10 protein-coding genes, 1 tRNA gene and 1 pseudogene are annotated in these 12,406 nt (G+C 75.0%); 5 read left to right on the top strand and 7 right to left on the bottom strand.

What is annotated here, in order from left to right:
* Nucleotides 1-13 precede the first annotated feature (13 nt).
* Both ACFWEG_RS25430 and ACFWEG_RS25425 read right to left on the bottom strand, forming a co-directional pair.
* Nucleotides 14-790, bottom strand: a complete 777-nt coding sequence (locus ACFWEG_RS25430) for a YcnI family protein (protein ID WP_387219427.1) — start codon at nt 788-790, stop codon at nt 14-16.
* Between the two features lie 122 nt (nt 791-912).
* A complete protein-coding gene (locus ACFWEG_RS25425) occupies nt 913-1,689 on the bottom strand; it encodes a hypothetical protein (RefSeq protein ID WP_387219425.1) in 777 nt (258 codons plus the stop codon).
* A 290-nt stretch (nt 1,690-1,979) separates the two neighbouring features.
* On the opposite strand from ACFWEG_RS25425, the gene ACFWEG_RS25420 reads away from it, so the two are divergent.
* The gene (locus ACFWEG_RS25420) at nt 1,980-2,456 is read left to right on the top strand and encodes an ATP-binding protein (protein WP_387219422.1); all 477 of its coding nucleotides are present in this window, start codon (nt 1,980-1,982) and stop codon (nt 2,454-2,456) included.
* A gap of 79 nt (nt 2,457-2,535) precedes the next feature.
* Here the strand turns inward: ACFWEG_RS25420 and ACFWEG_RS25415 are convergent, their stop codons facing one another.
* A complete protein-coding gene (locus ACFWEG_RS25415; RefSeq protein ID WP_387219420.1) occupies nt 2,536-4,014 on the bottom strand; it encodes an aminopeptidase P family protein in 1,479 nt (492 codons plus the stop codon).
* 125 nt (nt 4,015-4,139) lie between these two features.
* Entirely contained in the window at nt 4,140-5,519 is a 1,380-nt protein-coding gene (locus tag ACFWEG_RS25410) for a PP2C family protein-serine/threonine phosphatase (RefSeq protein ID WP_387219418.1), read from the bottom strand.
* A gap of 762 nt (nt 5,520-6,281) precedes the next feature.
* Between ACFWEG_RS25410 and ACFWEG_RS25405 the strand changes: the two genes are divergently transcribed.
* Together ACFWEG_RS25405 and ACFWEG_RS25400 are read left to right on the top strand one after the other, a co-directional pair.
* Nucleotides 6,282-7,013, top strand: coding sequence for a bifunctional DNA primase/polymerase (locus ACFWEG_RS25405; protein ID WP_387219414.1), 732 nt, complete (start codon nt 6,282-6,284; stop codon nt 7,011-7,013).
* A gap of 155 nt (nt 7,014-7,168) precedes the next feature.
* Nucleotides 7,169-7,717, top strand: a complete 549-nt coding sequence (locus tag ACFWEG_RS25400; RefSeq protein ID WP_387219412.1) for a hypothetical protein — start codon at nt 7,169-7,171, stop codon at nt 7,715-7,717.
* 145 nt (nt 7,718-7,862) lie between these two features.
* Here ACFWEG_RS25400 and ACFWEG_RS25395 read toward each other — a convergent pair whose 3' ends face one another.
* The 3 genes and pseudogenes from ACFWEG_RS25395 to ACFWEG_RS25385 form a co-directional block, all read right to left on the bottom strand.
* Nucleotides 7,863-8,837, bottom strand: a complete 975-nt coding sequence (locus tag ACFWEG_RS25395; protein ID WP_387219409.1) for a DUF5926 family protein — start codon at nt 8,835-8,837, stop codon at nt 7,863-7,865.
* A gap of 151 nt (nt 8,838-8,988) precedes the next feature.
* Nucleotides 8,989-9,535, bottom strand: a pseudogene (locus tag ACFWEG_RS25390) (ATP-binding protein); the annotation flags it as partial.
* An 88-nt stretch (nt 9,536-9,623) separates the two neighbouring features.
* Nucleotides 9,624-10,457 (bottom strand): glycerophosphodiester phosphodiesterase, encoded by an 834-nt coding sequence (locus ACFWEG_RS25385; RefSeq protein WP_387219407.1) that lies wholly within the window; start codon nt 10,455-10,457, stop codon nt 9,624-9,626.
* Nucleotides 10,458-10,647: 190 nt separating this feature from the next.
* Here ACFWEG_RS25385 and ACFWEG_RS25380 point away from each other — a divergent pair, with 190 nt between their 5' ends.
* Together ACFWEG_RS25380 and ACFWEG_RS25375 are read left to right on the top strand one after the other, a co-directional pair.
* A complete protein-coding gene (locus ACFWEG_RS25380; RefSeq protein WP_387219405.1) occupies nt 10,648-12,138 on the top strand; it encodes a S1C family serine protease in 1,491 nt (496 codons plus the stop codon).
* Between the two features lie 63 nt (nt 12,139-12,201).
* Nucleotides 12,202-12,288 (top strand) — tRNA-Ser (locus ACFWEG_RS25375).
* Nucleotides 12,289-12,406 lie beyond the last annotated feature (118 nt).

The raw sequence follows: 12,406 nt of genomic DNA, 5'->3' as shown, positions 1-12,406 counted from the left end.
CCGCGGGGGCGGGTCAGCTGGTGGTGCGGCGGCGGCCCGCGAGGACGCCGAAGGCGACCCCGGCCGCGCCGATCACGATGCCGACGACGCCGAGCACGCGGGCGGTGGTGTCGCTCCCGCTCTCCGCGGAGGCGGTCTCCGTGTGGTCGCCGTCGTCGTGGCCGGCGTCCTCACCCTTGGCGTCGTCCGCCTTCGCCTCGTCGGCCTTCGCGTCGGCCTCCGGCTTCTCCGACGCGCCCGCGCCGTGGTGGCCGTCCTCGGACGCCGGACTGAGCGCGAGCACGGGCGCGGGGCTCTCGGGCTCCTCGCCGCCCTCGACCGGCTCCTCGATCCAGCGGACGACCTCCTTGTTGGAGTACGTCTGGATCGCCTTCAGGACGAGCTGGTCGGTGTCCTCGGGCAGCTGGCCGAGGGAGAGCGGGAACTGCTGGAAGGTGCCCGGCTTGATCTCGCCGCCGGTCCAGGTGACCTTGGAGACCACGTCGGTGATCTTGCGGCCGTGCAGCTCCAGCGGCTTGTCGAGCTTGGTCTTGGTGACCTTCGCGGTCCAGCGCGGGACCTCCTGCGGCATGACCGAGGCGAGCGGGTGGTCGGCCGGGAAAGTGATCTCCAGCTTGTTCGTCGACGCGTCGTCCCGCTCGTTGGGGACCTTCACGTTGACGGTGGCGTAACCGCCCTGCGCCGCCTCGCCGACCGGCTGCACGCTGACGTGCGCGAAGGCGGGGACGGCCATGAGCAGCAGGGAGGAGGCGGCGACGCCGCCGGTGACGGCGATACGCGAAACGTTCATGGTGGGCTTGCACTCCACTTTCGGCGTGGTGACGGGGTGAGGGCGCGCGGGTGCGCGCGGGTGCCGCGCCGCCCCGGGTACGGGCGCGGCGCGTCGGGTTCGCGTCGTGGCGCGGAACGGCCTCAGCAGGCCGCGAGGACGCCGGAGCCCGCCGGCGGTCCTCGCCTGATCACCGAGTGCAGGAGTGCGGTGGTACGGAGTCGGGGCCCGTCGTCGTCCGCGGCGCGCGGGGCGGCGGGGCCGGGCAGGCCGGCCGCCGGCAGGCCCGCGCACAGCGCGCGGACCAGGGCGAGCGCGGCGCGCAGCGACCGCGCCGGCGCGGCCTCGGCGACGGTCCTGGCCGCCGGCAGGGCGGCGAGCCGGAACAGCGCCCGGTCGCCGTGGCGCAGCAGCCAGCCGGCCGCGATCGCGGCCAGCAGGTGCCCGAGCAGCATCGGCATGCTGAGCAGGGCCGTGGTCGACACCTCGCCGGCCGCGTGGACGTGCCCGGCGGGCAGCCCCGCCGCGTCGACGATCCGGCGCGCCTGCTCCGGCCCCATCGACGCCGCCCCGCCCCCGCACACCAGGTGCGCGGCCGTCGCCATGACGGACGCGTCGGACGACGGGCCGGGAGCGGCCGCGTGCTGTCCGAGCCCGAACACGACGTGCAGGCCGATCTGGCCGAGGGCGAGGGCCGCGGTGATGGCGGGCAGCGAGCGCTCCCGCCCGGCGCAGGGCACCGCGATCGCGAGGACGACCAGCAGGCCGAGCCCGACGGACCACCAGGGCAGCGCGTCCCCGCTCGCCGAGACGTGACCCGCCGCGGACAGCGCGACGCAGACCGCGGTGAACACCGCGGCCCTCAGGAGCCGCAGATCGGCTCCGGCGCGTGCGACGGGGTGAGGCGTTGCGGGGGGCATGGCCGGCCCATCATCGCACCGCGGCCCCCGCGCCGGTACGGCAGGTCCGGAAGGTCACGGAACGGGAGCGATGGGCGGGAGGCCGGTTGTGGTGCGGCATGCGGAGGGATGCGGTCCGGCACCGTGCACCTCTATACCGCTTTATACCGGTGCAAACCTCGCGGACCTCGGCCGTTCGGGCGTCTTCCTTCCGTCGGAACGATTGCTCCCGGACCCCGGCGGCAATACGTACGGGTACATCGAGCAGCAGCGAACGACGGAGTCGAGCCGCGCCCGGGAGGCTGGAAGCAATGAGCATCTGGTGGTCACTGCATCTGCGGCGCGAGGCTGCCAGTGTGCCGCTGGCGAGGCGCCTCCTGATGGGGACCATGGAGACCGCCGGGGTGGATCCGGAGATCAGCTACGACCTGTCCCTCGCCCTCAGCGAGGCCTGTGCGAACGCCGTCGAGCACGGCGGTACGGCGGCCCCCGGCGAGCCCGGCGGCCCGGACGGCGAGAGCCCGGCGGCGTACCGGGTGACCGCGTACCTGGACGGCGAGACCTGCCGGATCGAGGTCGCGGACACCGGCCCGGGCTTCGCCCGCCCCCGGGGCCGGATCAGGTCCCCCCAGGTCTCGCCGGACGCGGAGAGCGGCCGGGGCCTCGGCCTGATCGAGGAGCTCGCCGACCACGTGCGGATCAGGAACCGGCCGGGCCGCGCGGGCGCGGTGGTGTCCTTCGACAAGATGCTGAAATGGCGCGAGGGCGCGCCGCTCGTCGTCACCTAGCAGGCGTTCGACGAGGGACACGCCCTCCGTGCCGTTCTCCGAGGCGGATGTTTCACGTGAAACATCCGCCTCTTCGGCGTCAGCCCTTGAGCCGGGCCATCCACGCCTCGACGTCGTCGCTGGTCCGCGGCAGGCCCGCGGACAGGTTCCGGTTGCCGTCGGCGGTGACGAGGATGTCGTCCTCGATCCGCACGCCGATGCCGCGGTACTCCTCCGGCACCGTCAGGTCGTCGGCCTGGAAGTAGAGGCCGGGCTCGACGGTGAGGACCATGCCGGGCTCCAGCGTGCCCCCGACGTACGCCTCGGTCCGCGCGGCGGCGCAGTCGTGGACGTCGAGGCCGAGCATGTGGCCGGTGCCGTGGAGCGTCCAGCGGCGCTGGAGGCCGAGCTCCAGGACCCGCTCGACGCTGCCCTCGACCAGGCCCCACTCGACGAGCTTCTCGGCGAGCACCCGCTGCGAGGCGTCGTGGAAGTCGCGGAAGGCGGCGCCGGGCTTGACCGCGGCGATGCCCGCCTCCTGGGACGCGTACACCGCGTCGTAAATCTTCCGCTGGATGTCGGTGAAGCGGCCGTTGATCGGCAGGGTGCGGGTGACGTCGGCGGTGTAGAGGGTGGTGGTCTCCACGCCGGCGTCGAGCAGCAGCAGGTCGCCGGAGCGGACCTGGCCGTCGTTGCGGACCCAGTGCAGGGTGCAGGCGTGCGGTCCGGCGGCGCAGATGGAGCCGTAGCCGACGTCGTTGCCCTCGACGCGGGCGCGGAGGAAGAAGGTGCCCTCGATGTAGCGCTCGGACGTGGCCTCCGCCTTGTCGAGCACCTTCACGACGTCCTCGAAGCCGCGGACGGTGGAGTCGACGGCCTTCTGCAGCTCGCCGATCTCGAAGTCGTCCTTCACGAGGCGCGCCTCGCTCAGGTACACCCGCAGTTCCTCGTCGCGCTCGGCGGTCACCTTGTCGGTGAGGGCCTTCTCGATACCGGCGTCGTGGCCGCGCACGACCCGGACCGGGCCGGTGGCCTCGGCGAGCGCGGCGGCCAGCTCGCGGACGTCCTTGCACGGGACGCCGTAGAGGAGCTCGGACTCCTTCAGGCTGTGCCGGCGGCCGACCCACAGCTCGCCCATGCCGTTCAGCCAGAACTCGCCGTTCTCGCGGTTCGAGCGGGGCAGCCGGTGGATCACGGCGTCGTGGCCCTCGGCGCCGTCCCCGCGCGGCTCCAGGACGAGCACGCTGTCGTCGGTCTGGTCGCCGGTCAGGTACACGTACTCCGTCGAGGCGCGGAAGCCGTACTCGGTGTCGTTCGAGCGGGTCCGCAGGTTGCCCGCGGGGACGACGAGCCGCTCGCCGGGGAAGCGGGCGGAGAGCGCGGCGCGGCGGGCGGCGGCGTTCGGGGCCTGCTCGACCGGCTGCAGGTCGCGCAGCTCGGTGTCGGCCCAGCCGGTCTTCATGGACGCGGCGAGCTCGTCGGAGACGCCCGGGTACAGGCCGTTCTTCCGCTGCTTGATCGGCTCCTCCGGGGTCTCCTCCGAAGTCTGCGGAACGAGCTCTGCTGCCTCTTCTGACACGGGACGCCTCCTCGATACACCTCTGGACCGACACCCATCGTACGGCTGTACGGCCCGCGTCTCGAAAGGGGTATACCGGCCGGATCGGACAGCGCCGAGGAAGGTGCCCTCCCGGGGCCGGCGGCCTAGCGGAAGCGGGCCGCGAGCAGGACGACGTCCTCGTCGCTGTCCACCGCGTCCGTCCCGTCCGGCAGCAGGGAGCGCAGGATGTGGTCGCAGACGGCGCCGGGGTCGTGCCGGGCGGCGCGCGGCACGCTGGCGGCCGCGGTGTGCAGCCGGGCGTAGGCCCGGTCGACCGGCTCGCCGGTCCGCCGGAGCAGCCCGTCGGTGCACAGCAGGAGCGTCTCGCCGGAGGCGGGCTCGGCGATCACGCTGGGCGCCTCCCAGCACGACAGCATCCCGAGCGGCGCGGACACGGTGGTCTCCACGAACTCCGCCCGCCGCTCCCCGATGATCATCGGCGGCACGTGCCCGGCCCCCGCCACCACGCACCGCCGGGTGCCCGGCTCGACGTACGCGAAGAGCGCCGTCGCGCTGCGGGCGGGCTCGGTCAGCCGGAGCAGGAGTTCGAGGTCGGACAGGACGGCGACGGGGTCCTCGCCCTCCATCACCGCGTAGGCCCGCAGGCTGGCTCTGAGCCGGCCCATCGCCGCGACCGCGCCGGGCCCGGAGCCGGTGACGGAGCCGACCGCGAGCCCGAGCGCGCCTTCGGGCAGCGGGAGGGCGTCGTACCAGTCGCCGCCGCCGCGCGGTCCGGTCCGGTGGCGGGCGGCGAGCTGGACGCCCGAGACCCGGGGGAGCCGGCTGGGCAGCAACTCCTCGCGCAGGGCCGCGGCGAAGTCCAGGGCCCGGTCCTGGGCGGCGGTGCGGGCGAGGTGGTGGGCCGCCGCGTCGCAGTAGAGGCCGGTCAGGTGCCGGGCGCGCTCGCCGGGCTCGGCGGGCTCGTCGTAGAGCCACGCCACCGCCCCGAGCCGCTCGTCGCCCGCGGCCAGCGGGACGGCGTAGGCGGCGGCGTAGCCGAGGGCGGTGGCGACCTCGCGGTGGCGGGGGTCCAGGTGCGGGTCGGCGAACAGGTCGGGCTGGCAGCCTGCCGGGACCGCCGAGCCGGCCGGGGCGGCGGCCAGGGCGTCCAGGACGCGGCCGCACGCGGTGGCGGCGCGCGGGACGGTCTCGATCCGTCCGAGGTCGCCGTGGCTGAGACCGAGGCCGACCGTGGTGCCGGGGCCGTCCGCCGCCTCCAGGACGACCATCCCGCGGCGGGCCCCGACCAGCGCGGCACCCGCGCGCAGCACCTCGTCGAGCGCCTCCGCCACGGAGGTGGTGCGGACGAGCCGGTCGGTGAGCTCGTGGAGGGTGGTGAGGTCGGACACCCAGCCGGCCAGGCGGTCCTGGAGCTGCGGTCCCGGAGCGGGCCGGTCGAGCTCGGGATTCTGGGACGGAGCCGGCACCGCGGTGTCGATTCCGGCCACGTTCGAGGCGTTCGTCGGGACGGGGGGAAGAGTCATGGGCGCCGGCCTTCCGGTCGGTGCGAGCTGCTGCAAAGCATGGCGAACCCCCATGTCATCTACGCCGCTGGCGAGGGGTCCACGTCTACACGCATACGTCATGCCATGTCCAGCATTGTCCTGCGGCCTCTTGCGGGTGTCCGGGCACCCGGGTGGTGTGCGAAGAATGGCCGGAAAACGCGTGAGGTCGTACGGTATTGGGATCGACTGGGTCCGCCGCGTCGTGCGTCGGCCCGGTCGGCGCGGGTACGACCAGGAAGTAAGGCGTTCAAGCAGTTCGGCGGCCACCGGTGCTCGACCGGGAACTTCCCGCGGTGGCCGGACGTCCTAGGAAGACGTCACGCGTCACCGCCGAGAGGCGGCCACGGCATCGCCCACCGGAGGGCCTTCCGGTGGGTGCCGACGAAGAAGAGCGGCAAGCGCCCCGCCCGCGCCACCCCCCGCCACGGCCATGCTGGGAGGGGGCCCCGGCGCCTGGCGGGACGCGCGGCCAGCCCGCGCAGAACCACCCGCGCAGCTCGACCCGCACGCGTCCGTCGCACAGCACGTCGTCACCTCGGCGCCTCGGCGGTGAGGCGTCCCGGCAGCGGGGCGTCCCGGCTCCTCGGCACCGAACAGAACGCGCACACCGCTCAGTTCGACCCAGATCAGCTCAGCGACCCGGTCGGAGCCGTCCCCGTCCGGCCGGGTGGAGGCCCATCCGCGCGGTGCGGCCCCCGTGTCCAGATGGTTCCCGCGGCTCACGGAAAGGAACGAGCGCTCATGCGTGAGATCTCCGGAAGGCGACGCAGGCTCCAGTCCCGGCGTGCCGAGGCGCGATCGGCCCTCGGCGGCGCGGCCCTGAACTTCGCGACGGTCTGGCGCTGGCCGGTGGTCCCCGGCGTCGGGCTCGCCGACGACGGCGAGCACCGCGAGACCGAGGCGTACGGCGGGACGGGCGCGGACCCCGACGGCACCCCGCGGGCCTGCGCCTGCCCCGACCCGCACTGCCCCGTGCCCGGCGCCCACCCCCTCGACCCCCCGCTGCTCGCGGCCACCACCGACGGCCGCATGGTCAGCTGGTGGTGGTCCGGGGCCGACGGCCCGGCCGCCCCGGTCCTGCTGGCCACCGGCGGCGACGCGCCGTGCGCGGTCAGCCTGCCCGCCGAGGCCGGCCACCGCGCCCTGGACCGCCTCGACCGGCTCGGCGTGCGCCTCGGCCCGGTCGTCGCGACCCCCACCCGCTGGGCGGTCCTGGTCGCGCCGTACTCCCTGGCCGCGCTCGGCGAGTTGCTCTGGAGCAAGGACCGGGTGCCCGGCACGCTGCGCTTCCACGGCGACGGCGGCTACCTCGCCCTGCCGCCGTCGGAGGCGGCCGACGGCGAGGTCCGCTGGGAGCGCGCCCCGCTGCCCGGCTCGGCCCGGCCCTGGCTGCCGGCCGTCGAGGCGGTCATGGACGCCCTCCTGGAGGCGAGCAACGGCGCGCCGGACGGCGGCACCCGCGTCTCCCGCTGACCCCGGCCCTCCGCGGCCCGACCCGGGCGCCGTCACACTCGTACGGGTGAGGCGGCGCCCGATATGTGCGGAGAACGGGCGCGGGGCCGCCGTCGCGACCGCCCCGCGCCGCTACCTTCGGGCGGACGGGTCGGGCCGAGGGGCGGGGGCAGCACATGGAGCGGACACCGCGCGAACGGGCCGCGGACGCCGGACGCCTGCGGGCGGTCGCGCTCACCGGGGCCGTGGCGCTCCTGCTGGTGCTCCCGCTGGCGGCGGCCTCGGCCGGCCAGCTCCTGGGCGGCGGCGCCGACCGGCCCGAGGTCGCCGCTCCGGCCGCGGCGCCGACCCCGCCGGACCCTTCGCCCGTCCCCTCGGCCGAACCCCGGGCCGCCGGCTGCGGGCCCGAACTCACCTCCCCCGAAGGCGTCGAGGCGCAGACCTGCGTCCTCCGCGAGGGCGGCGCGACCTGGGCGCGCACCTACTACCGCAACACCACGGGCGCCCCGCTGACCGCGGTGCTCAGCTTCATGGGGCCGGCCGCCCGGACCGTCCAGCTGCACTGCGAGGTGAGGGCGGACGACGAGCCCGCCCTGTGCGAGACGCCCCGCGAGCCGGTCGCCGGCCCGCCGGCGCGCTACACGGCGGTCGCCGAGTTCGCGGAGGCGGAGGGCGGGGCGGCACGTCCCCTGCTGCTCCGGTCGGGCAGCGCCCCCGCCGGGTGAGTCCGGGGGCCGGGCGGGAGGGGTGCCGGAAACGTGAGAACCCCGTTGCTGGCGACGGGGGATGCACCAGCAACGGGGCTGTTACGACGGTAACAAGAGATCCGCGGTTCGCAAATTCGATCCGCTCCGGTCACCGGCCGGTCGGCTAGCTGAGCGTCACCTGGCGGTTGGTGAGGCCGCCGCGGGCCCGCCGCTCCTCGGCCGTCAGGGGCGCGTCGGTGGCGAGGGCGGTCGCGAGGCGCTCGGCGAACTCCGCGGCCGGCTTCTCGACGTCGTCGGCCGAGACGCCGGTGGGCAGGTCCCAGACCGGGACCACGAGGCCGTGCGCCCGGAAGGAGCCGACCAGGCGGGTGCCCTCGCCGAGCGAGGAGGCGCCGGCGGCGTGCAGCCGGGCGAGCGCGTCGAGCAGCTTCTCCTCCGCGTGCGGCATCACCCAGCGCAGGTGGTTCTTCTCCGGGGTCTCGCACCAGTAGGCCGCGTCGACGCCCTCCAGTCGGACGGTCGGGATCGCCGCCTCGTTGGCGCGCTCCAGCGACGCGGCGATCTCCGGCGAGGAGTCGGCCGCGTCCTCCGCGTTGGGCACCCAGAACTCGAACCCGGTGTGCACGACCGGCTCGAAGGGCCCCTCGGGGGCCAGCAGGTCCTGGAGGCGGGGCCCGTCGGCGGGCGCCCGCCGCGCGGCGACCGGGTTGCCGGGCTCGGTCTCCAGGGCGCGCAGCAGGGTGTCGGCGAGGTCGCGGCTGAGGTCGCCGGTGGCGGTGTCGTTCTGCAGGCCGACGAGGACCGAGCCGTCGTCGCGGCGCAGGCCGGGCCAGGCCATCGGCAGCACGGTCGCCAGGGTCACCGAGGGCACGCCCTCGGGCAGCCCGTCCTTCAGCGTCAGGGCGATCGTCGCGGCCGGGACCAGCTCGCGCAGCGCGACCCAGTCCGGCTCCGCGGGCAGCCCCTCGAACGGGCGCTGCACCAGCTCGGTCACCGCGTGGGCGGCCGCCCGGCCGTGGCACGCCTTGTAGCGGCGGCCCGAGTTACAGGGACAGGGTTCGCGGGCGCCCACGACCGGGATCTCGCCGGCGGCGACCTGCGGCCTCGCGGCCTTCGTCTGGGTGCGCTTCTTGGCCATGCTGGGTGTCTCCCGGTGACGGCTCGTCTGGTACGCGCGAGAGCCTAGCCGTTCACAAGGACCGCGGCCGGACCGGTGGGAGACCGGGACGAGCGCCCCCGAACCGGGCGGTGACGCGCGTAGCGACGGCTCAGGACGACTGGCCGCCCTCGATGACGACCCAGACCGTGACCTCGTCCGGGGCGTCGTCGCGCACGCCCCAGGACTTGGCGAGCGCGCCGATGATGTTCAGCCCGCGGCCGCCCCGCGCGGTGACCGACGGGGTCGAGGGGACGGGCCGGGTGGGGCCGCCGCCGTCGGTGACCTCGACGGTGATCCGGCAGGCGGGGTCGACGTGCCAGTAGACGCGGATCGCGCCCTCGCAGTCGCCGTCGGGGTGCTCCCCCGGGTGCGCGCCCGTGGAGCGGGGGCCCAGCGGGCGGCCGTGCCGGCAGGCGTTGCTGAGCAGTTCGGAGAGGATGAGGACCGCGTCGTCGATGGTGTCGTCGGGGACGCCCTTCGCGCGCAGTTGCGTCCGCATCCGCCGCCTGGCCTCCGCCACGCCGGCCGGGCCGTGGAACACGGCCATGCTCGACGACGTGGGCACTTCCTGTGCGACCACAAACGTCACCCCCCAAGACCTCCTTCGCCCCACGCCACGGTGTGAATGCCCCTCCGGTTGCCGCCGGAAACCGCTCCGACCGGCCACGGTGACGCACTCGACACGTCCGGTTCCGCTCCGAACGCGCCGGGGCACACCCTGTGACGGGCTCGCCACGGGTGGTCACCGTCGAGCGGGTGGCGTCCTCAGGACCGGCCGAGTTGGGCGAGGACCTGGCGGGGGCGGTTGGTGATGATCGCGTCGACGCCGAGCTCCACGCACCGTTCGACGTCGTCGGGCTCGTCCACCGTCCACACGTGCACCTGGTGCCCCGCCCGCTGCAGCCGCTCGATGTACCCGGGGTGGCTGCGGGCGATCCGCAGGGAGGGCCCGGCGATGCGCACGCCCGCCGGCAGCCGGCCGTCGCGCCGGCCGGGGGAGACGAACTGGGTCAGCAGGACGGTCGGCAGCGACGGGGCCGCCGCGTGGACGCGGTGCAGGGACCGCGCGGAGAAGCTCATCACCCGGACGGGGGACGGGCCGTCGTCGGGATCCGCGCCCCGGCCGTCCAGGCCGAAGCGCCCCAGCAGGTGCAGCAGCCGCTCCTCGACCTGCCCGGCCCAGCGGGTGGGGTGCTTGGTCTCCACGGCGAGCTGGACGGGGCGGCCGGCGTCCGCGACCAGTTCGAGCAGCCGCTCCAGGGTGAGGACGGCGGTGGACTCCAGGTCCCGGTCGGTGTCGGTGGCCCGGTCGGGGGCCTCGGGGTCGGCGTCGGGCGTGCGCCAGGAGCCGAAGTCGAGGGCGGAGAGCGCGGAGAGCTCCAGCGAGGACACCGCGCCCCGGCCGTTGGAGGTGCGGTCGACGCGGCGGTCGTGCACGCAGACGAGGTGGCCGTCGGCGGTGAGCCGTACGTCACACTCGAGGGCGTCCGCGCCGACCTCGATGGCCTTGCGGTAGGCGGCCAGCGTGTGTTCCGGGGCGTCCTGGGAAGCACCTCGGTGAGCGACGACCTGGATCGGGTGCTGACGGGCTCGGGTCACCGCGCCATGGTGCCATCGCGCGGACGGGGTACCCGGCCAGGGGACCTGCCGCTGGACGCGCCCCGGACGCACAGGTCCCGCTTATGGTGGCCTGACGTCCGGTGGGAAAAGCTGACCGCACACGTACATCGGTGGCCGGCCGCACCTCCGGACAGTGGAACAAGACGACGCGGACCGAGGAGAGAGAGCTGTGAGCAGCGAGAACGAGGGCAACGAGGGCAAGGACGTACCCGCGGCCCCGTCCGGTCCGCCCGCGCCGGCGGCCGCTCCCGCCACTCCCGCGCACCCCGACGCCCCGCCGTACGCCCCGGGCGCCGGGACGCAGGCCGGCGACCCGCGGGCGGGCGCCTACGGCCAGGCCCCCGGCCCGCACCCCGGCCCCCCGCCGTCGGCGCCGCCGGGCGCCGAGCACTGGCCCCCGCCGCCCGCCCCGGCCGGCCACGAGACGTACGACGACGGCGGCGCGAGCCGGCAGCAGAACGCGCAGTGGGAGGGCGTCGGCGGCGACCCGTGGGGCACCGGCGCGCAAGCCCACACCCACGCCGACCCGGCCGCGGGCAAGCGCCGGCGCAAGGGCGGCCTGGTCGCCGCCGCCCTGGTCGCGGCGCTGGTCGCGGGCGGGGTCGGCGGCGGCATCGGCTACTGGGCCGCCGACCGGAACGACGACCCGACCGGCTCCACCACCGTCTCCGCCTCCCAGGGCTCCCCCGACATCAAGCGCGAGCCCGGCACGGTCTCCGCGGTCGCCGCGAAGGCGCTGCCCAGCGTCGTCACCCTGGAGGCCAAGGGCAGCTCCGGCGACGGCGGCACGGGCACCGGCTTCGTCTACGACAAGGAGGGCCACATCGTCACGAACAACCACGTGGTCGCCTCCGCGGCGGAGGGCGGCGAGCTGTCGGCGACCTTCTCCAACGGCAAGAAGTACGACGCCGAGGTCGTGGGCCGGGCCGAGGGCTACGACGTGGCCGTGGTGAAGCTGAAGAACGCGCCCGCCAACCTGACCCCGCTGCCGCTCGGCGACTCCGACAAGGTCGCCGTCGGCGACTCGACGATCGCGATCGGCGCGCCCTTCGGCCTGTCGAACACGGTCACCACCGGCATCATCAGCGCCAAGAACCGCCCGGTGGCCTCCGGTGACGGCTCTGGTTCCAGCACCTCCTACATGAGCGCGCTGCAGACCGACGCCTCGATCAACCCGGGCAACTCCGGCGGCCCGCTGCTCAACGCGAGCGGCGCGGTCATCGGCGTCAACTCCGCCATCCAGTCCACCGGCGGGGGCCTGGGCGGCGGCGGGCAGGCCGGCTCCATCGGCCTCGGCTTCGCCATCCCGGTCAACCAGACCAAGAACGTCGCCGAGCAGCTGATCAAGACCGGTGAGCCCGTCTACCCGGTCATCGGCGTCTCGGTCGACATGCGCGAGGACTCCGGCGCCGGCGCGAAGATCATGGAGGAGGGCAGCGACGGCGCCGAGCCGCTCACCCCCGGCGGCCCCGCCGACAAGGCCGGCCTGCAGCCCGGCGACGTCGTCACCAAGCTCGACGACACCGTCATCGACAGCGGTCCGACCCTGGTGGGCACCATCTGGACCCACAAGCCGGGCGACACCGTCAAGCTGACCTACGTCCGCGACGGCAAGTCCACCACCGTCGACGTCGTCCTCGGCCAGCGCAAGGGCGACTGACCCCCCGGCCGCACGGCCACCCGTTACTCTGGTCCCCGCGCCACCGCACCCCGGCGGCGCGGGGGTGGTGTGCCCGAGCGGCCTAAGGGAACGGTCTTGAAAACCGTCGTGGCAGCGATGTCACCGTGGGTTCAAATCCCACCGCCACCGCACAGCGGGACGTACACGCAGGTCGCAACATCCGCGACCTGCTGCAGACCGCGGAGCCGCCGGGCCCCGAGCAGTCCCTGATCATCACCTCCGGGGTACTCGAAGCGCTGGCCTACAG

The organism is Streptomyces sp. NPDC060194 (assembly GCF_042728285.1).
In the GTDB taxonomy this organism is placed as follows: domain Bacteria; phylum Actinomycetota; class Actinomycetes; order Streptomycetales; family Streptomycetaceae; genus Streptomyces.
The sequence above is the reverse complement of the archived record's forward strand: the minus strand, read 5'-3'. Positions and strand labels throughout refer to the sequence as shown.

Coding starts and splice junctions, on each gene's coding strand:
- ACFWEG_RS25430 (WP_387219427.1), bottom strand. CDS start 790: ATGAACGTTTCGCGTATCGCCGTCACCGGCGGCGTCGCCGCCTCCTCC.
- ACFWEG_RS25425 (WP_387219425.1), bottom strand. CDS start 1,689: ATGCCCCCCGCAACGCCTCACCCCGTCGCACGCGCCGGAGCCGATCTG.
- ACFWEG_RS25410 (WP_387219418.1), bottom strand. CDS start 5,519: ATGACTCTTCCCCCCGTCCCGACGAACGCCTCGAACGTGGCCGGAATC.
- ACFWEG_RS25400 (WP_387219412.1), top strand. CDS start 7,169: ATGGAGCGGACACCGCGCGAACGGGCCGCGGACGCCGGACGCCTGCGG.
- ACFWEG_RS25405 (WP_387219414.1), top strand. CDS start 6,282: ATGCGTGAGATCTCCGGAAGGCGACGCAGGCTCCAGTCCCGGCGTGCC.
- ACFWEG_RS25420 (WP_387219422.1), top strand. CDS start 1,980: ATGAGCATCTGGTGGTCACTGCATCTGCGGCGCGAGGCTGCCAGTGTG.
- ACFWEG_RS25395 (WP_387219409.1), bottom strand. CDS start 8,837: ATGGCCAAGAAGCGCACCCAGACGAAGGCCGCGAGGCCGCAGGTCGCC.